Raw genomic sequence first — 25317 nt, forward strand, 5'->3', positions numbered from 1 at the left:
TTGATCGTTTATTTGCCTCGCTGCGTCTCTTCCTCACCTTGTCTCTACTATCTCCCTCATCTCTCCCATTCCCAATGCCCAATGCCCAATTCAAATTTTTAAATTTTGAAACTTTGTAAACTGTGGATTGAACAAAAGTTTTGCAGTACCCGTAGGCCCGTTGCGGTGTTTAGCTATAATTACTTCTGCAATGCCGCGATCGGGAGTATCGGGAGAGTAATATTCATCACGGTATAACATTATTACTAAATCCGCGTCCTGTTCGATCGAACCTGATTCTCTCAAATCTGACAACATTGGGCGCTTGTTTGTGCGTGCTTCAACCCCTCGACTCAACTGAGACAAAGCAATAACTGGTACAGATAATTCCCGCGCTAAACCTTTGAGTTGACGAGTAATTTTTGATAATTCTTGAACTCGATTATCGCCTGCTCCTTCCATCAATTGCAGATAATCTATTACAATTAATCCTAATTCAGTTCCAACTTCTGCTTGTAATCTTCTTGCCTGACTACGCATTTGTGTAACTGTAATATTCGGCGTATCATCAATATAAATTGGCATCTCTGAAAGGATACCAATAGCACGGCTTAAAGGTTCCCATTGTGTTTGACTGAGGCGGCCAGTTCGCAGATAACTACTTTCAATTTGTGCTTCGCTAGCTAATAGCCGTTGCGTCAATTGCTCTTTTGACATTTCCAAGCTGAAAACGGCAACTGGTAATTTATAAGAAGCAGCGATATTGTGAGCAAGGTTTAAGCAAAATGCTGTATTGTGAACACAAATATCATTGGCAACAAAATTGTGTGTTTCTGGAATTGTTAAGTCATAAACTTGCTTGTTCCCCATCGGCTCAATTGCAACTATTTCATCCCAATAAATATCACTAGTTGCTAACTGTTGAAGTGGTAAATTATCTAAAGCTGTGGCTAGTATCCAAAGTCTTTCCCGCCTTAAAGCACGTTTACCAACATGCATATTTGTATAGCCTTGAATACCAGACCGTCTGGCTAAACTACTCCAAGTTTCATTACCTTTTGCTGCTGCTATTTGTTCCCAAATCTCTACAGGTATCAAGTCACGATTAGTTTGATATCTTTTTTGAGATATTGCTACTGCAACTTTTTCTATTGCTTCTTCTTTACTGAAGATACCTATTTCTGCGATAAAGGTTTTGATAGATAAGGCATCGGTAATATCTAATTGCCATGCTGGTCTGCGGGTGTTTTTATACTTAACAGACCGTTTTTTGAGAGATGCAATAATGCCAAATCTTAATAAAAGATGTTGAATTTGTCTTGCTAGTTTTTCGCTGACTGTTGCATAGCCTAACTGTGATTGACCGCTAGTAAGTAGTGCAGCCCATCCATCAGTAGCAAAGAGACGATTAAGAAATAAGGCTATTTGCGATCGCTCTAATTTAAAAATGATATTTGGGATAGTTTTAGAATGAGCATCTTTGCCCCACAAACCTAATTTTTCTAACCAAAGTGTTAGCGAATTCTTCCGAGATTTGCTCATGCAGGCAAATCCATGAGATACAAACTCTTCTGACTCTAATTGTAAAACTTCAGACAATAGCTCAAAAGTTTCTAAATTTGGTACACACTCTCCTTGCTTCCAAGCGCAAAGTAAAGTGGGACTGACTCCAACTAACTGACTTATTTCTTTTCCTGTCAATGACTGTGATTGCATCGCTAGTTTAAAACTTTCGGCAAAAATCTGTCTTTGAATAGCAATAAATTCCAAATCCCCACGTACACAAAGTGTTGGTGTGCGTGTACCTTGAGAATTTTCCCACCGAATTTTTAAACCAACAAAATCCGCAACTGCTTGAGAAAACTCTGCTTGCAATAACGGATTACTATTTGTAAATCGTGGAGTGCAGTTAGTTAAGCCACCATCGCCAATTAAGTATGCTAATAACTTTACTTCGCACTCACGGATGGTTTCTGTACCAAATACATTTATTTTTCGCGGAACAGCAATCTTATCACCAACTGTCAGCTTTTCTAATTTTTGCCAGCCTTTAATAGTCAAATATGGGTGAGTGATTGTAGTTTCAATAGACCTACCTAAGCGAGTTGTTACGCGAAAAACTGGTTTGATGCCATCATCTACAAATGCACAGGGTTGAGTAAAGGTAAATTTCCAGTCGTTGTTTAGCGTTAATAATGAGCCATGACGTTGTTTATATAATTCTTCAATTGTGGTAATTGTTCCATCTGCCAAAACTATTTCTGAATCATAGCTAAGGCATTTACCCATTGATGGCCTGCCAGCGACAATAATCAAATCAGAACGTTGAAAGCCGCTGGTCATGGCATCTAAATCGTAAAATCCGCAGGGAATCCCAGGTAAGGCAATACCTTGATTTCTATCTTCAATATCCTGGAAATTATTAATTAGAGTATCAGAAATATGAACTAAACCCGATTGGGGACGTTCTTGAGTAACGCCGAATACTTTCTGTTCTGCCTGATCTAAAACAGTTGGTAACTCGGTTTCTGTCTCGTAACCCAAATGTACAATTTCATTGCCAGCTTTAATTAACTGTCGCCGCAGGTATTTTTCCATCACCAACCCTGCTAAGGCGTCGATGTTAACGGCTGACACTGTGCGGTCTACCAGAGTTGCTAATTTATTTCTGCCACCAATGCGGGCAAGAATTTCATGGTCAGTCAGCCAACTTGTGACTGAGAGTAAATCTGTGGGTTTACCTTGAGCGTGCAGCCTCACAGCTGCTTGATAAATGTCTTTGTGGGCGCTAATGTAAAAAGCTTCGGGAAGGAGGCGATCGCTAACTCGACTAATCGCTTCTGGATCTAGCAAAATCCCCCCCAAAATCGCTTCTTCCGCCTCAATATTTTGGGGGGGGAGGCGTAGTTTACCGCCGTAGGCATCGCTACCATCGCCTTTAAAACTCAGTTCTTCAGCCATAAACGATTTTAGTTTTGAGATTTTGCTAGAGACGCGACTAATCGCGTCTGTTTGCTAGAGACGCGATTAATCGCGTCTGTACAAGAGTTAAAGGTTATTTACTTTTACTTCCCTTGCTTCCTCATCCCTGCGTTCCCCTCTTGAGTTAACTAGCGACGACTTGAATATCGACTTGTGCCGCTACTTCAGAATGCAGTTTGATTTCGGCTTGATAAGTACCAAGGTGGTTAATATCGGGAATGGTAATGCCACGCCGATCGACTTCTTGACCGGTAGCTGCCTTAATTGCATCTACAACATCTTGGGTGGTGATAGTACCGAAAATTGCTTCGTTTTCACCAACTGGCTTGGCAATTGTCAAGCTGCCAACTTTTTCTAAAGATTCTTTTTGCTCAAGAGCTTGTTGTCTGAGTTCTAATTGCCGTTGACGCTCTTGCTCACGACGGCGTTCTACTTGCTTGAGAATACCAGGAGTGGCATTGGTTGCCAATTTTTGGGGAATCAGATAATTACGAGCGTAGCCAGGAGCTACTTCCACTAAGTCGCCAGATTTCCCCAGCTTGCTGATATCCTGATTTAAAACTAACTGTACGCGTTTCGCCATCGTTTTTCCTGTAAAATCTGATTAATTTGGGTAAGGCTTGATAGCTCACAATGTCACTGCTGTATTCCAAGCTTCTTTGCCTACACCCTAAAGCTTACAGATCGTAGCGAAATGAAGGGTGCGATCGCAACTATTAGCCCAAGAAAATTGATGGAGATTGGGAAATGCCCAATCCTCAACGCCCAATCCCCAATGCCAAATGCCTAAAAGTTATTTTTCATTTCCCGTATCCGCGCAAAGGTTTGCACCCCATCGCTACTCTTAACGGTTGATTGTAATGATGGCTGATCCCAACGTAAAAAAGGATTGCTTCGCTTCTCTACTCCCAGCAAAGAGGGAATAGTAGCTTCTCCTCGACTACGGTAAGCTTTTACTTCATCAAAGCGCCTTTGTAAGTCGGCGTTGTCACCATCCACAGTTAGGGCAAATTGCAGATTTTTTAAGGTGTATTCGTGGGCACACCAGACGCGTGTATCATCTGGCAGAGAGCGTAGTTTGCTCAAGGAGTCTACCATTTGGGTCGGTGTTCCTTCAAACAAGCGACCGCAACCGCCAGAAAATAAGGTATCGCCGCAAAATAATTCCCCTGTTTCACCAGCTTTTTCTGGGGAAAAGTAGTAAGCAATGTGAGCGCGGGTATGTCCAGGGACGAAGATAACTTCAGCTATCCGGTCTGCAAACTGGACGCGATCGCCTTGTTGCAAAAACACCTGCTGCCCCGGAATCCTACCACGATCCTCGGCTCCTCCATAAACTATCAGTTGGGGGAATTGTTCCATTAATTGCTTATTACCACCCACATGATCGTTATGGTGGTGCGTGTTGAAAATTGCTACTAACTCAGCTTTTAATTCTGCCAGTTTCTTTAAAACTGGTTGAGCCTCCGCTGGATCGACAACAGCGGCAATATTTTGTTTGTAGTCGTGTAACAAGAATATGTAGTTGTCTGAGAGTGCTTCCAGACGGATTACCTGCATTATCTCTGCCTCCCTTACAACATAAATATTTGGTCTTGAGTAGCAATACAACATTCCAGCGAATAATAGTGCTACTTCTACAAACTATATCAAGTATTTATACTTTGTTTATTATAGCTATATGCAATATTCACTATGATATTATACAACCGTGCTTAGACGGTAATTTTACTTAAATAAAGTCAACTTCAGATGAAATTATCAGTAAAATTTCTCTGGAATAGCTACAAATATAAAGTTAGATTTATTTTATTGTTTTTTGCTTAAAAATAATAAATTTCCAGGTTTATATTTTGCTTATCTCTACTCTATGAGATTTGGCTATAACTAAAACTAGAGTAAGATTTTCTAAGAATAAATACATATCTAATTTCCAAACTAAACAACAATTGTTAATTTGATTTATGCCAACAGAAACTAGAGGATTTATTACAATTTTAACTGGACTTTACCCTTTTCAAGATTGTATTCATTTTTTGGCAGCAATTAGAAAGTTCCATCAAGAGCCAATCATTATTCTAATTGATCAAGTTCCCACAGGACTCTATCCTTTTTTGAAGGCCTTTAAAAATGTAATTTTAAAGCCGGCTCCGGCAAATGAAAATACTGTTTTAGCATCAAGGCAAGCAAAACTGGCTCTATATGCGGCCTCTGAGTTTGACAAAACGATTTATCTAGATTCAGATATTTGTTTACTTTCCGATATCAACGACGTATTTAGCTATTTAGATGAATATGATTTGCTATTAACTGAAGATGTGCAACCTTCTATTCTTAAAGCTACAAATTTGTTGCGCGGAAAGCAAGAAGATATTTTGCCAAATGTTTTGCCAATTCTGCAATCTGTCGGGTTTCCTTTGGAAGCGGATAGTGTGCAATATAATAGCGGTTTGATAGCTTTTAGAAAAACAGAAGTAATTAAGGTATTTTTTGACGAATTTCAACGTTATTTTGAGATTGTCAAAAACAACCAAGATAAATTACTTTTAAAAGATCAAGGGGCTTTTGCATCTGCGATCGCATCTGTACAACCTCACATGAAAATTCTACCACCCACCTATAATTATCTCAGTAAGTGGCAGGATGCTTATAATATTCAGGATCAAATTAAAGTTCTACACTGCACCTATCCTTATCGACCTCAATATGCTAAAAATATTAGTCGTTCCTTATATACACGGATTTTTGACAGATTCGCTAAAGTATTTTTACCGAATCAAGTTACAAATCCTTGGCGCACTAAATAAAAATAAGTATAAAAATAGTGAAAAAGTTTTCCAAGATATCGCTATTGGTTTCAGATTTATCAAGTGCAGCTATTTTGCGTGCATACTTGATAGCAACAGCCCTAAGAAATTTAGAATATGAAGTTGAAATTATGGGGTTTTTGTTTGGAAATAACTTATATCGAAATTTACCATCAGAATTAAAAGTTTATAGTTTACCGGGCAAAAATTTCCCAGATTTTTTTGGAGAAGTCAGCAAATTTATCTCAAAAATTGATGGAGATATAATTTATGCTATAAAACCACAGATAGCGAGTTTTGGAGTTGCCCTACTAAATAAAATATTTAGCCGAAAACCATTAATTTTAGACATAGATGATTGGGAACTCAGTTGGTATGGTGGCGATGACTGGCATTATCGTCCCACACCTAAACAATTAGCTAGGGAATTGTTGAAACCAGACGGCGCACTCAGGAATCCTTATCATCCTTTGTACGTCAAATGGATGGAAGGTTTAGTAAGTAGCGCTGATGCTGTGACGGTGCATACTAAATTTTTGCAGCAGCGCTTTGGCGGTACATTTGTTCCTAATGGTAAGGATACTTCTTTATTTGATCCCGCTCGATATGATGCTGAGTCCAGCAGAAATCGTTATGGTTTATCTGAATATCGTATTTTAATGTTTCCTGGTGCGCCAAGACCTTATAAAGGTCTAGAAGATGTGCTTATAGCACTCGATAAAATTAATCAGCCAGACTTAAGACTAGTGATTGTAGGTGGTAGTCCTTATGATGATTATGATCAGCAACTCCAACAAAAGTGGGGACGCTGGATTATCAAATTACCAAAGTATCCAGCTGATGTTATGCCTGATTTAGTAGCAGCGGCTCATATTGTAGTCGTTCCCCAGCGAGACACCCCAGAAACTCGTGCTCAATTTCCCCTGAAGTTGACAGATGGAATGGCAATGGCTAAACCTGTATTATCAACGCGAGTTGGAGATATTCCTAAAATTTTAGGTGATACTGGTTATTTAGTAGAGCCTGCTTGTCCTGAACAGATTGCTGAACAAATTCAATTGATTTTTCAGAATTTAGAGTCGGCAAATCAGCAAGGTATCAAGGCTAGAAAAAGATGTGTGGAACACTATAGCATAGAGGCTATGGCTTCTACACTCAAGTCAGTAATTGCTAGGCTGTGAATCTTGATTTGGGATTGGGGATTGGGAACCCAACCAAATCTTAATCATATTTTCTTTCCCAGTACCCAGTACCCTGTCCCATATTTATTTAATGATTAGCTTTAGTTGGCAATTATTTTGTGAATAATATTAATAAGTGAAAGTGGCATAAAAATATCCAATGTCTACCAGAAAACTACTACTAAGATTCGCTAAACCCTATCCAGGTTTGATTCTGCTGACAATATTGTTAGGATTTTCTGGAGCTTTATTTAATGGGATTAGCACAGCTTTAATTGTGCCAGTGGTTTTAAAAATTGTGGGGCAAGAAGTAGATTTAAGCACGGCCCCTCCCATTCTCAAAACGATGATATCTCCCTTTGATAATACTCCAGAACCTTACCGGATAGGAGTAATGGCTGGGGCAATTATATTTACCATTATTTTAAAGAATTTAGCGACTTATGCCAGCGCTTTATCATCTAGTTCTTTAACCCGAAAGCTGACATCAGATATGCGCGAAACCGGGTTAAGACTATTATTAGAAATCGATATAGATTATTACGCAAAAACGAAAGTTGGTGATTTAATCAACCGTCTTGGTGGAGAAATTGGTCGGGCTGCAAGCGCTATCGGCAGTACAGTCAGGATAGTTATATTGGGAATCACAATTCTAGTTTTTGTTGGTTTATTGCTGTCAATTTCTTGGCAGTTGACAATTGCTGCTACGCTTTTGCTGTCATTGGTGACTTTAGTAAATCAGTATGCTATTTCCCGGTCTAGAAATTTTGGGAAGCAGCTTAGTGAGATGTCTAAAGCATACTCCATTTCTGTACTGGAAACTCTGAACGGAATTCGGCTAGTAAAGGCGACGGGAAATGAAGAAAAAGAATATCGACGGATTAAAAAATTAATTCGCGATCGCGAGTTAGCAGATTTCCAATCTCAGGTTAATTCGGAAGCGATTACACCTCTGAGTGAGGTGATGGGTATTACAGCTTTACTGCTGATTGTAATTTTGAGCAAAACCTTTTTTGCTGACCAGGTTTCTTCTCTTTCCACTGTACTCCTGACATATTTATTAGTGCTGCTGCGAGTGCTGCCATTAATTTCTCAGTTAAATACTATTCGCAGCAACTTTGCCAGTACCGCAGCCAGCGTGGATGTGACCAATGAGTTTTTAAGCCTGCACGATAAGCCGTTCATGGCCAAAGGTAAGCTTCCCTATACAAAATTAGAAGAGGGAGTGTCTTTTAATTCTCTTTGCTTTGCCTACCCTGGTCATGAAAAGTTGGTACTCAAAGATGTGAGTTTATATTTACCACGTGGCACGACCTTAGCATTAGTAGGTGGTTCTGGTGCTGGTAAATCCACTTTGGCAGACCTTTTACCCAGATTTTATGACCCGATCGCTGGCAGTATTACCATTGACGGCACCGATTTGCGGGAGTTTGATCTTGTATCCCTGCGAAAGCGGATGGGAATCGTTAGTCAAGATACCTTTCTTTTCAATGACTCAGTACTGAATAACATCGCATACGGGCGAGCAGAGGCTACTGAGGATGAAATTATTACAGCAGCCAAGCGGGCAAATGCTTATGAGTTTATTAGTAAATTGCCTCAAGGATTTGACACCCTAATTGGCGATCGCGGTGTCATGTTATCTGGTGGACAAAGGCAAAGATTAGCGATCGCCCGCGCCCTCGTCCAAAATCCCGAAATTCTGATTTTAGATGAAGCCACCAGCGCTTTAGATACCGTTTCCGAACGTTTAGTACAAGCTGCACTTGATGATTTGAGTCGCGATCGCACCACCCTTGTAATTGCTCACCGCCTTTCTACAGTCCAAAAAGCCGATCAAATTGCCGTTTTAGATCAAGGACAGGTGGTAGAGGTAGGAACCCATGAAGAACTTTTAAAAAAGGGTGCTTACTATTCACGCCTTTATTCAATGCAATTTAGCGATCGCCCTAGTAAAAACTTGATTCAGACAAAAATTATCAAGGCAATGCGCCTAAACTCCAAAAAATTTGCTGAATATCCGGAAGCTGTTAAACACAATCAAAGCTGGCTTCGCATCTCTCATGAAATTCGGACGCAGATGAACTCGATGATTGGGTTACTGCGCTTATTACTTGATGATTTGGTAGACAATTCTCAAGAACGGCAAGAATTAATTGAAGACTCTTACAAATCAGCTTGGAGAATTCTCAACACCATTGATGTTTTTGACGATGTTATTAACTTGCAAAAAAAAGGACAATTAATCTTAATCTCTGAGCAAAATCAAGATATTATAAGTACCTATTATGAAGCATTTAATCATATCTCTATTGAGTTCCGAACTTCTCTTAACCTCATCCTTAGCTCTCTCCGTTCTCTAACTGATAATTTGATATCTAGCACAGAAGAACAAAATGAATTAATTAGTGAAAGTTATGAATATTCGATAAGCCTACTAGATAATTTAGAAAAGTTTGAAAATAGTATTAATATCTAAAATTTATGAAAAATACTGCTGTAAAAAAACACTACATTTTTTTTATTGGTGAAGAGTTGCCACAGCCAGAGGCTCACTTAGTACAGTCTACAAATGCAGCAAATGCCGCCGCCAATTTGGGATACTCAACAGTTTTGGTATATCCTGACAAAGGAGCAAAAGCCTTTAATTTAGCTAATTTAGCTCGTCCTTTTCAACCGAGACAAACACCAACAGAACTTGTTAAATATTACAACCTCCATGACAAGTTAAAAGTTGCTCCCTTACCCATGCCTTGGCCGATTGACCGTTTTCGGAGCAAATTTACTGACTCTAACACCATTGCCAGCAAATATTATTTACCATTTCATATACTTCCAACTATTAAACTTGTCCACAGTCGCAACTGGAATTTTGTAAAAGCTGCCATCAGAAATGGCGTTCCTGCAATTTACGAACATCACCACCATGAAGACAAGCCATTTGAACCAGAAATTGTCAACAATCCTCTGTTACAAATTGCTGTCAGCGTTGTAGAAACTGTCCGCGAAAGCATGATTAAAAATGGGATGCCACCAGAAAAAGTGATTAAGTTACATAATGGGTTTAATCGCTTATTTATGGAGAGACAACCGGAAAAAGCAGCAGAATGGCGTCAAAAACTATTGCGAGATGAAAGCCAACAATTGGTAGTTTATGCGGGGGCACTACAGCTATTTAAAGGTATTGATGTACTAATTGATGTAGCTAAAGAAATGCCTAATGTGCAATTTGCCTGTGCTGGTGGTAAGCCCACAGAAGTTGAATATTATCAACAATTAGTCAAAGAAAAACAGATTCATAATATTAAATTTTTGGGCTATGTCTTGCATAATGAGTTAGCATCTTTGCTACAAGCAGCCAATGTTTTAGCTCATCCTCATTGTTCGGGAAAAGCGGCAACTTTCACATCTCCCTTAAAGCTGTTTGACTACTTCGCATCTGGAACTCCCATTGTCTCTACGGAAATTCCATCATTAGTTGAGTTTCAAGATACTCAAGCGATCGCAGCTTGGTGTGAACCAGATAACCCCAGCAAATTTGCCGAAAGTCTAAAGCGGATTTTAGAAACTCATCCCAGAAAAGTAGAGGGTTATCCAGATAGCATCGAGTTTGTCAAGCAGTTTTCTTGGGAAAATCGAGCGGCAAAAATCCTTAGTTATGTTGATGAATCTCTACTGCCTCAAATGATTGTGTAATAAAAATAACTAATAACTAAAATGACTATGAAAACTGTAGGTATGATTAGCAGCTATCGAGGTTTAGAAACTAGAGCCGATTGGCTATGGCAACAAACCCCGAATCAATTTGGAGTTTGGGGCAATATGCAAATGCAGGCACTAGCAGAAAAACCAGATTTTCTGCTGATGTATCAATTTGATTTTCCCCAAGCATCGCCACACAAATCTTGGTTAGATAATTTTCGCAAAAAGCAGCAAAAACCAGTAGTCAATGTTGATTCTCTACTGCGCGGTGTGAGTAAAGAGCGGATTATTTATTTACTAAGGGAACCGCCTTTAGATGAAATTGTCGAAATCACTAATCATAATTACCAACACGCCCAGAAATATTCTGGCTACATTTCTGGGCCCGATGATTTTGCTCCCATCCCTGACTATATGCCTGCTATTTGGTATCACTCAAATTCATTTCAAGATTTAAATGAAATGCCACCGCCCCAAAAGGTTGCACCGTGTAGTTGGATTACTTCAGGAATTAGCCGTACAGTTAATCATCGCCAGCGTTTAGACTTTTTGCAGTCTCTACAATCTAGTGGCATTAAGTTTGATTTGTATGGGCGTAACTTACCAGGATGGGCTAATAAGTCGGGAGAACTAGGTAACAAATGGTATGGCATGGCACCATACTATTACAATCTGGCAATTGAAAATTATGCTGATAATAATTGGTATGTGAGTGAGAAACTTTGGGATAGTTTGCTTGCTTGGTGTTTGCCAATTTACTATGGTGGCCCGGCTGCTGATAAATTATTGCCGCCAGGTAGTTTTTTGCGGTTGCCCAGTTTAGATGAAAAAGGCATTGCCTACATCAAAGAAGTCACAGCTACACCTGATGCTTGGTATGCTGCCAAAGATGCGATCGCAGAAGCACGTCAAATTATCTTACACAAATTAAACCTACTTAACTGGTTGTCAAACTTTGTTGATCAACACTCATAAATTATGAATGGTATTTGTACCCTTGGCAATGATTATGTTTTCGATCAATTGGTGGCTTTGCTTAACAGTATTGATGTAATTTTGGGTTCAGAAATCCCTGTTTGTATCTATCCTTTCGATGATCAAACACAGCGAATTACTGACGAAATAGCTAAACGCCCTAATGTATTTCTTTACGATGATCTAGAATCAATCAACCGCTGGGATCAGTTTATGCTGACAGCAGCACCAGAACGATTAAATCGCAGTAAATCCCGTCTTTATGGTGCTCACCGTCGTTTTTGCGCTTTTGATGGGCCATTCGATAAGTTTATCTATTTAGATGCAGACACTTTGGTGATGAACTCACTAGCGACAGTGTTTGAAAAGCTAGATAGTTATGATTTTGTTGTCTACGATTTTCAATTTAAAGACGTTAGTAAAATATATAATGTTAATTCTCCCAAATTACTAGAAGTTTTCGAGCAAAAACGCATTGATTCCGAAATATTTTGTTCAGGCTTCTATGGCGCAAAGCGGGGAATATTTAACTCAGAACAAAGAGATTTGCTGATATCCCATTTACAAAATGGTGAGGCAGAAATTTTGTATGAAGGTGCTGGCGAACAACCATTGATAAACTACATGGTAATGAGGTCTAATCTTTCTATTTATAACTTTGCTCGTCAACTGCCAGATGATAAAAAAACAGGATGTTCTGCCACATCTAAGCACTTTGAGGAACGGGAACATCTTCTTTATGACAAAGATAATCGACTAACTTATCTTCATTACATTGGTATTCCTCCTAATATCAATCAAGCAGTTTGTGCTGGAGAGAATATTGAGTTTCCTTATCGAGATTTATTTCTTTACTATCGTTACCTACACGAACCAGAAAAGCGTCCAGTATTTACAAATCCTCCTAAGAATTATAATGACGCTCCAGTACCAAATTTACTTACAAGAGCTTTGCGAAAATTTAAGTTAATTAACCAAGGATAATTTATGAGTAGGGGAATTTATATAGTTGCCAATGACCGGGTTATCGATAATGCGATCGCTTTACTCAATAGCATTCGTTATTATGACCCAGAAGTAATCATTTATCTCATACCTTTTAATGACAATTATCACAAAGTAGCAGAGCAGCTTGCTACCTTACACAATGTCCAAATTTTCCCAGATTTAGAACTTATTGATAAATTTACCAAACGCATCGGAGAAATTTTTGATAGAGATTTTCTCGCTTTACCCAACAAAATGCGTAAGCTAGTAGCGTGGTTTGGCCCTTTAGATGAGTTTATTTATATTGATACGGATATTGTCGTTTTTGAAAAAATCGCCGACAATTTAGACAAACTTTCAGAAGTTGATTTCTTCTGTTGTGACTACCATCATGCCAATGACAAACTGCGAAATATTTTTTCACCATTGGTAAAAGAGCAGCAAATTTTTTCCGATGTCCAACTTCAAGACGTTTTCAACAGTGGTTTTTGGGCTTCGAGAAAAGGAATTATTACCGAACAACAAATGGATGAAACTTTGCGCGAGTGTGCAGCGCATCGCGAATATTTCGATTTTTCTGAAGGAGTTACAGACCAACCAGTTTTAAATTATCTTGTGCTTAAGCTGATTGCCAAACGTGGGAATCTTGTCAAAATTCCTGGGGGTGGGCCTGGTAGTTGGGCAGGTTCACAAAATTTTCAACAGCAAGATTACGCCCTTTATGACCGAGGACAACGACTCAAATATCTCCACTGGGCTGGTACGCGGATGAAAACTGGTAGTCCTTATTGGCAATTGTGGGAACACTATCGCTATCTTCATGAGGGTAAATTTGCTTTCATCCCCAAGCTAACTCGCCGTTTATTTCCCTTTGTTGCTGCTCGTACTTAATATTAGGAGTATCCCAATGATTGATGGCATTTACATCCTAGCGAATGATGTTGTCTATGACCAATTAGTTGCGTTGCTCAACAGTATAGAAGCTAATGCTGGTAGGAAAATTCCTATTTGTATACTTCCATATAATGAGCGATTAGACAAGGTAAGAGCAGAGATTGCATCTAGAGATAATGTCACCTTATTTGAAGATTCTGATTCCATAGCTTACTGGGATAACTTTGCTACTCAGATATGGAAAAATTACCCCAGAGCACAAAAAACTTGGCGAGAGTGGGGCTTTCCAGAACTCTATGAGCTACCAATGCACCGCAAATTTTGTGCTATCGATGGCCCATTTGATAGATTTATTTATTTTGATGCAGATACCTTGTTAATGGGGCCCATAGATTATGTATATGAAAAATTAGATAACTACGATTGGGTAGTCAATGATTTTCAGTATAAGTCTGATTTAAAATTTATTTTTGATGGTTCGCCAGAGCAGATACAACAAATTTTCAACTTAGAGAACTTGCAGTCTAAAGTATTTTGTGCTGGTTGGTTTGCTACTAAGAAAAATATTTTTTCTCCAGCGATGAGAGCCGATATACTTGAAAAATTAGCAGCAGGTGAAGCCGATGTCATGGCTTTCTTAGCGCCTGACCAATCTTTATTTAACTACATGGTGTTGAGAAGCAAAATTTCATATTATAACTTTGCTTTTCATGACTGCGAACAGGCAACTGGTAATCACTGGGGTTCTCAATTTGATGTGGTAGATAATATCCTCTACGACCAAAGGCGGAGGTTGACATATTTACATTATATGAGTATATCTTCTTCAAATTTTGTGAGGCTTTGTGGGGGTGAAGATGTTGATATTCCTTACCGCGATGTTTTCTTATATTATCGCTATTTAAAATCACCTGAAAAACGTCCTCAAAGCTTTACGCGTCCAAGCAAGCTAATGCTTCTGCAAAAGTCTACTAGTAGTTTTATTCAGCAAAGAATCAACAATTTTAAGTTAAACTATCGCAATTTTAAGGATAGAATTACTAGTTAAAAATAAGTCAAAATAGAGTTTTTCTCATTCTTGATTAACTAATATAATTCAGTTGAAGCAATCCTATCCAGTTTGTGAAAGGAATGGCACTAAGAAAAGATACATCCCCTGCTCTAACTGGTTCCCAGCCTGGAGGCTGGGAAAGCATTCTGGGAGGCTCCGCCTCCAGTAGCTTTAATTGAGGCAGAGCCTCTTTAAATACATTCCCAGCCTGGAGGCTGGGAACGAGACTACACAAGCTTTTGGGATTTTCTTAGTGCCATTCGGTTCTGAAAGTTAGTGGTTTTTAGATACCTGAATTATCAAATAATTAGGGTATCTAACCTTTTCACATATCTAAGAAAAAGAATCTAAATCTAAAGATTGCATACCTTCACGTTCTATAAAGGTCATCATACTTCCCAACTGCAACCAAACTAATAAACAAGTAAACAAACTAATTGGTAGACCGACTCCTAAAGCCAAGGTGGAGGGAAAGCCAAATATTTCTAAGCCTGAAGACAGAAATAAACAAGTGCCGCCAGTTATACCGATAAATGGCACAAGTAATTGTTTCAGTGAGGAACGTGGTTTAGTATTTTCTGCTCGTTCGCTTGGCCATTTCTGCACAATTACTTTTAAAGTGCCAGATAATGCCAAACCAGATGTTAATGCTGTCAAAAAGCCAACAAGTAAGAGGAAATAGGGTGGTTGTAGAGGAAAATAGTACATTAAAACTCCTGATTTATATTAAAGGTTTTTAGTTTTTACTTGCTGACTCTGACTGGTTTCCAGTAAAAGGCGCAAGGAATGTAGCTTTTGGGAGAATAGCGGCTGCACCTTCTCTGGATAAATCTGTTAAAATCCCGATCGCTACATTTAATAAACGATCCGGTTTTAAGTCATCCTTAACGAGGTTCCACAGGCGTTGAACATCTTCGGTGTGGAGGCGGTCATCTTCGGTGAGAGCAAGCACCAGCTGTCGCCGTAGAAACTTCCCTTCTTCCGAGATTAAATATTGGAACCCCATCTGGGCTGTGGGCAATACATCAAAGTTGCTATCGGTACGAGCGATCGCAATCAAATTTTCTAACCGCTGCCACTGAAATTTACCATCTTTGAATAACACATTCAATAATCGTCGCCGTAATTCCGGCGATTCACCCGTCAGCAACCGCCGTGCTATATAGGGATAACCCACTTCAATAATTTTGAAATCCGGGTTGAGGCTAAGGGCAATACCTTCCTGAGTCACCAAAGAACGAATAATCAAAGCAAACTTTGCCGGGACTCGGAAAGGATATTCATACATCAATTCCGAGAATTCATCGGTAATAGTTTTGAAGTTAAAATCCTTGACATTTTTGCCAATAGCGTTTCCTAGCACTGCTTCTAATGCTGGCACGATCGGGCAAATATTCGTGTCTGGAGTCAGAAATCCTAATTTTACAAAGTCTTCGGCTAAGTCGGTGTAGTCTTTATTTACCAAATGCACTAGTGCATCTACCAGTGTTTCTTTGGTGCTTTCCTCCAACTGATCCATCATACCGAAATCAATGTAAGCCATACGACCATCGGCTACAGCAAATAAATTGCCAGGATGAGGGTCAGCATGGAAAAAGCCGTGTTCTAAAAGCTGTTGCAATCCTGATGTAACACCAATTTGGATGATCGCTTCTGGGTCTAAACCTGCTTCGCGGATGCGTTGAGTGTCCGTCAGCTTGAAGCCGTTAATCCATTCCAGGGTTAAAACGTGGGTATTGGTATAGCGCCAGTAAATGCCTGGAACTTTTACTTGCGGGTCGTTGTGGAAGTTGCTAGCAAATTTTTCGGCGTTGCGGCCTTCATTAATATAGTCAATTTCTTCAAATAACTTTATGCCAAACTCGTCCACAATTAAAGTTAGGTCGTGACCGAGATTTAAAGGCAACCAAGGAGCTACCCAACCTGCTGCCCAACGCATCAGATATAGGTCGCGGGTGATTACCGGGTGTAAGTTGGGGCGTTGCACCTTCACTGCGACTTCTTCGCCACTGACCAGACGACCCCGGTATACTTGACCCAAGCTAGCAGCCGCTACTGGGCTAGGTGACAGTTCGCTAAAACTTTCGTGGATTGGACGGCCTAGTTCAGTTTCGATAATCTGGTAAGCGATCGCATTATCGAAAGGTGGTAACTGGTCTTGTAACTTGATCAGTTCTTCTAAAAAATCTTTGCGTATCAGGTCAGGCCTAGTAGAGAGGGCTTGACCAACTTTAATAAAAGTCGGGCCGAGGCGGGTGAGCAGTTCTCGCAACTGGATAGCTCGTTTACCCTTGTTCTGCTCAACTTTATCTTGCCATTCGTCCCACTTCAGATTGAGTATAAATCCTGCAAAGGAGGAGATAATTCTCAGCACTCGCCCCCAGGCTAGCCAAGGACGGTAACTATAGTAGCGAGCGATCGCATCTGGATCATAGAGTTTTAGTTGAGCAGGTTGATACTGACCCACGCCTTTTTTTGCCTCTTCAACTGAAAAATTTACAATGATTCTTTTCTCCTGACTCACAAGTTAGTTGCAAGTTCAAGATAGCCAGTAGTCTTTTATCTAAAACAACTAGAACTTTACCCTTTAGGGATAGTGTTCGAGGCGATTTTAGCTTATTGCCACTGCCTAGATATGTTTATCTTTTTCTTAATTATACTTTATAAAACTACAACTACTTTTCCACGTTTTGGATGATTTTATCTTTTCTTAACTTTACTTTATATAAATATAAATATTTACCTATGCAAGATCCCCGGCTTCTCACGGAAGTCGGGGATCTTGGTTTTATCTTTATTTATACCCTGCGATTTAAGTGAAAAATAAAAGATTCTATGTATCTACAAAGAAATTACACTATCAACTAAAACCTTGCTAATTGGTATAGCAATCCCATCTGATCTGTGAGAATTTACGAATAGAAAAATCCTACTTTTGCAAGCATTACAGGCTTTATTCTTTCTCACATATTATTTAGGATTACTATAGTGATTTTGTCACAATTACTAATTACCAATTAGCTACTTTTAATTATCATGTAGTGCTATTTAGATTTGGCCTCCAAGTTTTCTAAACGGCTTCTCAATTCCTGGTTTTGTTGTTTGAGTTGGTCGAAATCTTCACGCAATTGGCGCAGGTTTTTTTCGGAACCAATATTCTTTTGCACTTTAGAAATTTCTTCTTCAGCATAGCGACGCACACGCCCATCAGCCGTTTGTTCAGCGAGCGATCGCAAAATCCCGACTGCTTTAGGCGTTTCCATTTGTCCTAATGCCGCTGCTACCGCCACTTGCGTTAAAAAGAAGGTTTCTTTGGCTAGTTCTGTTAATTTTTCTAAAATCCGTTCCAAATTAGCTGGACTTTGACCGACAGAAATCTTTCCTAAAGCGCGAATTGTGGCTAAACGTAGAGGTTGCGGCACACCAAGTTTGGTGTATTCGATAAGCAGATTTAAAGCTGTTTCCGAGGTTTTGAATTCAGCTAAACCGGCAACTGCACCACTCCGCACGATTTCATTCCAACCCGCCTTCTCTTCTAAAACAGATTTCAGCAACTTTAATACTTTGTCTTCTTTGGGTTTTTCTTCCAAGTTTGCCGATGAAATCGCCCCGATCGCACGAGAAGCTGCTGCTTCCACATAGTAGCTAGGATCGCCTTTTTGTAAAACCCCTCTCACAATCTTATAGCTTTCAGCTGTTTTAATTTGAGCAAGTGCTTCCACTACAGATCGTCGCACGTAAGCATTTTTATCTTTTAAAGCCGGAACTAAGCCATCAAAGGCTTGATCTAAGTTGATTTTGGCCAGTTGTTTCGCCACTTCCACACGCACACCCCACAATGGGTCATTTTTTAGCGAAGCAGAAAGCGCAATGGTAGCTTCTAACCCGCCTTTTTTCGCCAAAGCTGTTGCTGCATAAACACGTGAAATCGGGTCAGGATCAAATTCTAACTGTGCTTTTAACTCTAATATTGGATACTCCAAAACTACTGTTTTTAGGTAATTATTTCCAACATCAAAGCTGATAAATTGAGGCTTATTTTCTAGGGGAAAGTAGAAGCTTTGTTCACGTTCATTCACCCGCACAGTGAAAGTTTTGAGTGCTGAGTGCTGAGTGCTGAGTTTTCCATTACTCTTCACCTCACTCTTGACTTCTTCTTGCGTATAGCCAAAACCAATAGGTATTTTTAAATCAAACAAATCCTTACTGCCATTTTTACCTTCAGCAGATTGGGTTTGAGTTACTGTAATTTTTGCTAACTTAGCATCCCCATCCCAAGAATAAGCCACTTTAAAATCGGGATGACCACCACGATAAACGTATTGGTCAAAGAGGAACAAAAGATTACGTCCGGTAGATTTTTCAATCGCCCTGAGTAAGTCTACTGTTTCTACGGTTTTGTGAGCATTATCTTGGATAAATGTTTGGATAGCTTGCCAAAATAATTCATCTCCCAATTGGGCCCGAATCATGTGATAAACACAAGACCCTTTTTCGTAGATGTGGCGATCGTAAAGTTCAATAGCTTCTCGGTAAACGTGCGTTACCATCGGTCGGCGATAACGGCTACTATCTTCACTTAAGTAGCGACGAGCTTCCAATAAACGATAGTAAGCTGCTTCTTCTGAACTATATTCCTCTTCTGTCCACATCACCTCAGAGTAAGAAGCCATCCCTTCTTTAATCCAAGCATGAGACCAATGCTTAATCACCACCAAATCACCAAACCACTGGTGAGCGAGTTCGTGGACGACTAAACTTTCGGTGTTGCGGTTATCTAAGGCGGCACGTTCATCCAGCAAACATCTATCTGTTAACAGAGTTGTGGAGGTGTTTTCCATGCCGCCAAAGATGAAGTCATCGACGCAAACTTGGGCGTATTTCGGAAAAGGGTATGGATAACCATATTTTTGGCTCAAAAATTCGATCATCCGGGGAGTTTTGTCCATGCTGCGTTTAGCATCTTCCTCCCGTCCCTTTTCTACGTAGTAGGTGACTGGTTTACCCTTCCACTCATCCCGAATTTCAGCAAAATCACCTACTGCTAAGGCCATTAAGTAGGTAGGATGAACTTGTTGCTGTGACCAATGGTAGATTTTGTAATCACCATCTTCTATAGTGTCAATTAATTCGCCGTTGGAAATAGCCACGAGAGGGTTGGGGACACGGACGCGAATTTCCGAAGTAGATAGTTGTCCTGGATAGTCGAAGCAGGGGAACCAAAAGCGAGAGTCTTCGTCTTCTCCCTGAGTCCAAACTTGCGTAGGCTTGTTTGGGTAATGCTTGTCTGGTTGAATAAAATAAATACCGCGTTGCGGTTTTGCCACCGAATAGGCGATCGCAATTAGCAAGCATTTACCAATTTGAGTCGCCTCAGAAAGTTGAATGGAAAGCTGTTCCCCGTCGTAGTCAAAACTTTGTGGCACCTCGTCCACCTGCACAGACTCGATATTCAGGTTTACAGCATCCAAAGTCAAACGATCAATGCCATTACGGATTGGTAAGAGGCGAATGCTACAACTGCCTTGATAGCTTTGCTTGGGAATATCCAAGCTGAGATCGAGAAAAATATGCTCTACCTGTCCGGGGCGATCGGGGTTGTACTGTGGTCTTGCTCCCGGTAACTCAAAAGGTTTGTGTCCGTTATTATCTGTATCAAAATAAGACTTCGACATTGATCCTTACTGACCTTGTAATCCTGAAAAGTCTGGCTTGGCTGGATGTTGTTAGGCAAAATAGCGGTGTGTGTATTTCCCAAATTAACAGGGCATTATAGAGGTGATAACTCACCTTGGGGATTGGGGGATTGAAATTAATCTCACCCGAATTTCCTAAGTCCGGCTGTCGAACCTTGGACTTTTTTCCATATCCCTACCGCATTTACTTTTACTGATGTTTTGCACTTTTTTGTCACTGAGTCAAGAGTCTCTTGCACCTCGATAGATTCTCATTAAGTACAAATACTCCTAATTCTTCTTATAACTTAGGATAGCTTGCTGCTGTTGATCAGGCTATTTTGTTTGAGATGAACAGCATATCATTTGCGGATTTGCTCATCATCCCTTTGAAGTATTTTTGAGAGTTAATTATTAGACTGCTAACTTATAGGACTACTAATTTTATCAGTAAATACCGATCAATGAGCGGAAATTATTAATAAATCCGAAAACTCTACAATGACACTTGTATAAATCTCGGTGACAATCTGAGCAAAAGAGGATAATAAAATGCCTGAAAGTAAATCAAAGTTTCTCATTCCTGCTATTGGTGCTGCTGTAGTTGTTGTAGCAGGAAGTATAGCGACTTATACGTATTTTAAAGGCCCATCAGGAAGTAGTTCAGATGCTTTAGGTAGTGCTAAAGTAGTACCTTCAACAGCATTGATGGCAACTTATATTACTACTGATACTGAAGCTTGGGCAAAATTACAGCAGTTTGGCACTCCAGAAGCACAAAAGTTAGTGGCAAAAAATCTGGAAAATTTCAATAAGCAAATGTTCAGTGACGGTAACGTTTCTTATGAAAAAGACATAAAGCCTTGGGCTGGTGGTGTCATGATTGCTGTATTGCCACCAAATCCTGTGAAACCTGCACAGTTCAACGTCCCCTCTGGGGCACCTAATCTACCAACAAATTTACAGCAGGAACAGAATATCCTCATAGTGGTGGGAATCAAAGACAAGCTGAGTGCCTTGAATTTTGCTAACAAATTGAAGTCACAAAAAGGGGTGAAATTCCAGGAATCTGACTATCAAGGTCAAAAAATTGTCGAAACTACAGAAAATGGCAAGCCTACTTATAGCGTAGTTTTAAATAATAGTCACTTAGTATTAGCGCCTGAAAAACAAGCTGTAGAAAAAGCAATTGACACCTTTAAGGGACAGTCTTCTTTTGCCAGTAAAGAAGGTGCAAGTAACATTCTTAAAGGAGTGGATGTCAAAAATAGCCTTGCCCAAATTTATGTACCAGACTATGCAGCGATGGTACAGCAATTAGCAGCCGGAAATCCCCAGGTAAAGCAGTTACCTCCACAAACCTTGACACAACTGAAGCAGATAAAATCTGTGGTGGCGGGTGTTGGTGTCGATGATGCAGGAGTGCGGGTAAAAGCGATCGCTAATTTAGATCCGCAACTAAATAAATTTCAGTATCAATCAAGTCCTGGGAATATAGTCGGGAAATTTCCCACTGATACCTTTGCTTTAATTAGCGGAAATGGCATTAGCCGTGGCTGGGAAACGCTAGTAGAACAGTCAAAAGATTATCCAGAAATGAAGCAAGGTCTTGAACAGGTGCGAGGACAATTGAAATTTGTCAATATAGACCTGGATAAGGATATTTTTGGCTGGATGAATGGGGAATTTGCCTTTGGTGCGATTCCATCAAATCAAGGAGTATTAGCGAGTGTTGGTTTTGGGGGTGCTTTAGTATTTGATACTAGCGATCGCAAAACTGCCGAAGCCACCTTAACAAAATTGGATACCCTCGCCAAAACCCAACAAATTAACGTAGCTAACAGAAATATCGGTGGTAAAGACGTAACTGAATGGCAAATCCCCCAACAAGGAGCTTTATTGGCACATGGTTGGCTGGATCAAGATACCGTATTTGTAGCTGTTGGTGGCCCTGTTGCTGACGCAGTTGCCAATAGCAAGAATCCATCTCTCGACAATAGCGATGCCTTCAAAGCCGTTACTGCTTCTTTGCAAAAGCCTAATGGTGGTTATTTTTACCTAGATATGGATAAAACTAAAACTGTACCCCTGATTAATAGTTTTATCTCGTCTAACCCCGATACCATAACCATTCTGAGTTCTGTTCGTGGTATTGGTTTTACCTCTACTAGCCCGGATAAATCTACCAGTGAATTGGAGATGTTGTTAGCTCTCAAGCCTACTGCCAAATAGGGTATTGGGCATGGGGCATGGGGCATTGGGAATGGGTTATTTCCTTGTCCCCCTTGCCCCCTTGCCCCCTGCCCCCCTCCTTCTTCCTCATCTCCCCACTCCACTCACAAAACTTGATTATTCCGAGATTCTAATGTTTGGTTGAGCCTATCCAAAGCACCAGTCAGCCTTTCCTGAGCTGCAAGCTTAGGATCTGATAATGGAGATTGAATAGGAACATCCTCTTGTCTCTTGAGTTTTTGTAAGGCACGAATTGCCACAAATAAGATGAAAGCAATGATTAAAAAGTCCAGGATTGCGCCGAAAAACTGACCGATCGCAATCCCTGGGCCGATAGTGATTGTTCTCCAGTCTTTACCAGTCACACTGATTAAGGGGTTAATCAATGGCATAATCACATCCTCAACAAAGGCGGTGATAACCCGACCAAAAGCAGTACCGATGATGACTGCGATCGCTAAGTCAACTACACTGCCTTTGAGGGCAAATTCTTGAAAATCTCTTAAAAAGCCACTTGCACTTCTTCTTGCTCTTGCCATACTTGAGACTGAATAAGTTAGTTGTAGTCTTTTTTTTATATGACATTTGCCTTTGTGCCCTCTCTGTTGAGATAGATTTTGTCCAGCAACTATGTCATAAGTAAAAAAGGCTGTTAAATGCAAATTGATTTATGACTGCTGCTGTAAACACTAATCCTGGTTTCGCTTCCCGCTTGGTAAATGGCATATTGGCAATCCAGCCTTTAGCTAACCTAGCCAAGCATCAAGCTAGACAAATGATGATTAAACGTGCCGAGAGAATTGGTGTACCTTGGACGCAAGAAGTCGAAACACTACAGGCGCGTGATTGGAAAGCTGATTTAACTCAAGTAGAAAATCCTCAGCTTTCCTATCCCGATTATTACGTCACCTCATTTCATGCCTACGAAACTGGAAATCTGAGTTGGCAAGCCGCTTTTGAGGTAGAACCTGCTGCTTACGCTGTCCACGCTAAGATTTGGCAGGACGCTGAAGAAGCGCAAGGCGATCCCATGCTGCGCCAAAGCTACCACAATATCCTGAAAAGTCAAATTCCTAATGAGCCGCAAGACATCTTAGATGTAGGGTGTAGTGTGGGCTTGAGTAGTTTTGCTCTACAAGCAGTTTATCCCCATACCAAAATTACAGGCTTGGACTTATCTCCCTACTTTTTAGCCGTTGCCAATTACCGCGCTGGGCAACGCCAAGCTCAAATAAACTGGCTTCATGCCCAAGCTGAATCTACTGGGCTACCTGATGCCTCGTTTGATTTAGTTTCCATTTTCCTGATGTGCCACGAGTTACCCCAATCGGCAACCCGACAGATTTTAGCTGAAATGCGGCGCGTGCTGCGTCCAGGTGGCTACTTAGCAATCATGGATATGAATCCTAAATCTGAAGTTTACAAGAAAATGCCAGCCTACATTTTGACTTTGCTCAAAAGTACTGAACCGTATTTAGATGAATATTTTGCTTTGGACATTGAGCAAGCTATTGTTGAGGCGGGTTTCCAAACTCCCACTATCACCAACAATACCCACCGTCACCGCACAGTGATTGCTCAGGTGAGTGGTTGATTCATCTCTACTGTTGTGGGCAGCAATACCACCCTTGCTGCTGCTAGGCTACTACTACTTGCGGGTGCCATTTGCCCCACCTTTGTTAAAGTTACTAATGTTCTTTATCATCGGGGCAATATCTGGTATTTTAGCCCTTAGCCTCGAATGGATTTTTGAAATTGTAGCTAACTGGGTTTCAGACTGGTATCACATCGATCTATGTCTACCGCCAAGCCGATGCGCGTCTACGCTTTTTGGTGTGGCGTTGCGGCAGCTTATAGAAGTAGGCCCAATTGAAGAAGGCTGCAAGTTGGCTGCGGTTGTTGTCCCAACCTACTATCTGCAACGCAGGTATCGATTACTTGCATCTACGGTTTTCCTCTTCACCATAGCCGTTACTCTTGGATTCACTGCCGAAGAAAACTGGATTTACCTTTTTCATGGTACAGCATCAATTCTTGACCGTACTATCGGTACGCCAGTTCACGCGATGTTCTCTGCACCTTGGGGATACGCATTAGGAATTTATATTTCTTCCCACACTCGGTTAAATCGAGACAAGAAGTTCATTTTTCGGGCTTGGCTAAATTCTGTAATATGTCATGCCCTAGTTAATGTCCTATCTATTGCTTGGGGTTACTCATTACCCCTACGTTTCCTGAGTTATGGTTTCTTTCCATTTCTGTTGTGGATGTTTTGGCGACTGGAACAATTACTGCGAAAAGTGCAAGGTAAACCTGTAATTACCCTAATTTCAGACCGTACAATCCAACGCCGTTATTGGCAGAGGAGTTTAGTACTTTTTGCCCTTATGCTGGGTGGAAATGCTATTTTTGGTCTGTTTCTCTTAGCCAGGAAAATTAGTCCTTTGAGTCCGTCAAAGCTTTTTGACACTTATATTTTGTGGTTTATATTTAGTCGCTGTTTACTAAATCTCTTTTTTGGAGTTTTAGCTTGGGGCATTTATCGCTATTTGCGACATTCCGCCCGTCGTCGATATTTTTAAAATATGATTTAGGAAAAGGCTAGGGGGTTTCTATGCAAACAACTCCAGTGCGTTGGATGACTGCTGGCCTACAGCTATTTGCTAGCGATTCTCATTCCAAGACACTTCGTGAACACAGAAATCGCTATGAGATTATTAATCCAGAACTATTTATGACCTTGAATACCGAGTTTAGGAAAAGCACCAAAAGAGACATATTCAGAAACGTCACAGCCGAGCCAAGCGACAGTGACGCTTCTGATGGATAACCTAGAATCGAAAATTCAAAAT

The 25317-nt window shown here is 40.3% G+C and carries 19 protein-coding genes; 12 read left to right on the forward strand and 7 right to left on the reverse strand.

What is annotated here, in order from left to right; all coding sequences use genetic code 11:
• Positions 1-90: 90 nt before the first annotated feature.
• The 3 genes from dnaB to gloB all read right to left on the reverse strand — a co-directional run bounded on the left by dnaB (position 91) and on the right by gloB (position 4521).
• Positions 91-2940 (reverse strand): replicative DNA helicase, encoded by a 2850-nt coding sequence (gene dnaB / locus RRG12_RS28440; RefSeq protein WP_420761486.1) that lies wholly within the window; start codon positions 2938-2940, stop codon positions 91-93.
• Between the two features lie 145 nt (positions 2941-3085).
• Positions 3086-3544 (reverse strand): 50S ribosomal protein L9, encoded by a 459-nt coding sequence (rplI, locus tag RRG12_RS28445; RefSeq protein ID WP_069073603.1) that lies wholly within the window; start codon positions 3542-3544, stop codon positions 3086-3088.
• Positions 3545-3747: 203 nt separating this feature from the next.
• Positions 3748-4521 (reverse strand): hydroxyacylglutathione hydrolase, encoded by a 774-nt coding sequence (gene gloB / locus RRG12_RS28450; RefSeq protein WP_069073604.1) that lies wholly within the window; start codon positions 4519-4521, stop codon positions 3748-3750.
• A 404-nt stretch (positions 4522-4925) separates the two neighbouring features.
• On the opposite strand from gloB, the gene RRG12_RS28455 reads away from it, so the two are divergent.
• The 8 genes from RRG12_RS28455 (at position 4926) to RRG12_RS28490 (ending at position 14555) form a co-directional block, all read left to right on the forward strand.
• Positions 4926-5768, forward strand: coding sequence for a hypothetical protein (locus RRG12_RS28455; protein WP_069073605.1), 843 nt, complete (start codon positions 4926-4928; stop codon positions 5766-5768).
• Between the two features lie 17 nt (positions 5769-5785).
• On the forward strand, positions 5786-6949 hold the full coding sequence (locus RRG12_RS28460) for a glycosyltransferase family 4 protein (protein WP_084227333.1): 1164 nt from the start codon (positions 5786-5788) through the stop codon (positions 6947-6949).
• A gap of 160 nt (positions 6950-7109) precedes the next feature.
• Complete coding sequence (locus tag RRG12_RS28465; protein WP_420761487.1) at positions 7110-9428, forward strand: ABC transporter ATP-binding protein; 2319 nt, start codon at positions 7110-7112, stop codon at positions 9426-9428.
• 5 nt (positions 9429-9433) lie between these two features.
• Complete coding sequence (locus tag RRG12_RS28470; RefSeq protein WP_420761488.1) at positions 9434-10645, forward strand: glycosyltransferase family 4 protein; 1212 nt, start codon at positions 9434-9436, stop codon at positions 10643-10645.
• A gap of 21 nt (positions 10646-10666) precedes the next feature.
• A complete protein-coding gene (locus RRG12_RS28475; protein ID WP_420761489.1) occupies positions 10667-11626 on the forward strand; it encodes a glycosyltransferase family 10 domain-containing protein in 960 nt (319 codons plus the stop codon).
• Between the two features lie 3 nt (positions 11627-11629).
• Entirely contained in the window at positions 11630-12610 is a 981-nt protein-coding gene (locus tag RRG12_RS28480) for an Npun_R2821/Npun_R2822 family protein (RefSeq protein WP_420761490.1), read from the forward strand.
• Positions 12611-12613: 3 nt separating this feature from the next.
• The gene (locus RRG12_RS28485; RefSeq protein WP_420761491.1) at positions 12614-13504 is read left to right on the forward strand and encodes an Npun_R2821/Npun_R2822 family protein; all 891 of its coding nucleotides are present in this window, start codon (positions 12614-12616) and stop codon (positions 13502-13504) included.
• Between the two features lie 16 nt (positions 13505-13520).
• Positions 13521-14555 (forward strand): Npun_R2821/Npun_R2822 family protein, encoded by a 1035-nt coding sequence (locus tag RRG12_RS28490; protein ID WP_420761492.1) that lies wholly within the window; start codon positions 13521-13523, stop codon positions 14553-14555.
• Between the two features lie 336 nt (positions 14556-14891).
• Here RRG12_RS28490 and RRG12_RS28495 read toward each other — a convergent pair whose 3' ends face one another.
• From RRG12_RS28495 to RRG12_RS28505, 3 genes are all read right to left on the reverse strand, one after another.
• The gene (locus tag RRG12_RS28495) at positions 14892-15266 is read right to left on the reverse strand and encodes a hypothetical protein (RefSeq protein WP_069073612.1); all 375 of its coding nucleotides are present in this window, start codon (positions 15264-15266) and stop codon (positions 14892-14894) included.
• 28 nt (positions 15267-15294) lie between these two features.
• Positions 15295-17025, reverse strand: a complete 1731-nt coding sequence (locus RRG12_RS28500; RefSeq protein ID WP_420761493.1) for an ABC1 kinase family protein — start codon at positions 17023-17025, stop codon at positions 15295-15297.
• Between the two features lie 577 nt (positions 17026-17602).
• Complete coding sequence (locus RRG12_RS28505; RefSeq protein ID WP_420761494.1) at positions 17603-20233, reverse strand: M1 family aminopeptidase; 2631 nt, start codon at positions 20231-20233, stop codon at positions 17603-17605.
• A 552-nt stretch (positions 20234-20785) separates the two neighbouring features.
• Between RRG12_RS28505 and RRG12_RS28510 the strand changes: the two genes are divergently transcribed.
• Positions 20786-22465: a DUF3352 domain-containing protein gene (locus RRG12_RS28510; RefSeq protein ID WP_420761495.1), complete on the forward strand. Its 1680-nt coding sequence runs from the start codon at positions 20786-20788 to the stop codon at positions 22463-22465.
• Positions 22466-22569: 104 nt separating this feature from the next.
• On the opposite strand, the gene mscL is transcribed toward RRG12_RS28510, so the two are convergent.
• Positions 22570-23004 carry a large conductance mechanosensitive channel protein MscL gene (gene mscL, locus RRG12_RS28515; protein ID WP_420761496.1) on the reverse strand — a complete coding sequence of 145 codons (435 nt, stop codon included), beginning with the start codon at positions 23002-23004 and terminating at the stop codon, positions 22570-22572.
• Between the two features lie 131 nt (positions 23005-23135).
• On the opposite strand from mscL, the gene RRG12_RS28520 reads away from it, so the two are divergent.
• The 3 genes from RRG12_RS28520 to RRG12_RS28530 are packed head-to-tail and all read left to right on the forward strand — an operon-like array spanning position 23136 to position 25295.
• Positions 23136-24059 (forward strand): class I SAM-dependent methyltransferase, encoded by a 924-nt coding sequence (locus RRG12_RS28520; protein WP_069073616.1) that lies wholly within the window; start codon positions 23136-23138, stop codon positions 24057-24059.
• Positions 24052-25047: a PrsW family intramembrane metalloprotease gene (locus tag RRG12_RS28525; RefSeq protein WP_069073617.1), complete on the forward strand. Its 996-nt coding sequence runs from the start codon at positions 24052-24054 to the stop codon at positions 25045-25047. The genes RRG12_RS28520 and RRG12_RS28525 overlap by 8 nt, the downstream gene beginning before the upstream one ends.
• 32 nt (positions 25048-25079) lie before the next feature.
• On the forward strand, positions 25080-25295 hold the full coding sequence (locus tag RRG12_RS28530) for a hypothetical protein (RefSeq protein WP_069073618.1): 216 nt from the start codon (positions 25080-25082) through the stop codon (positions 25293-25295).
• The last annotated feature ends 22 nt before the right edge of the window (positions 25296-25317 follow it).

It is taken from the genome of Nostoc sp. CALU 546 (assembly GCF_048836525.1).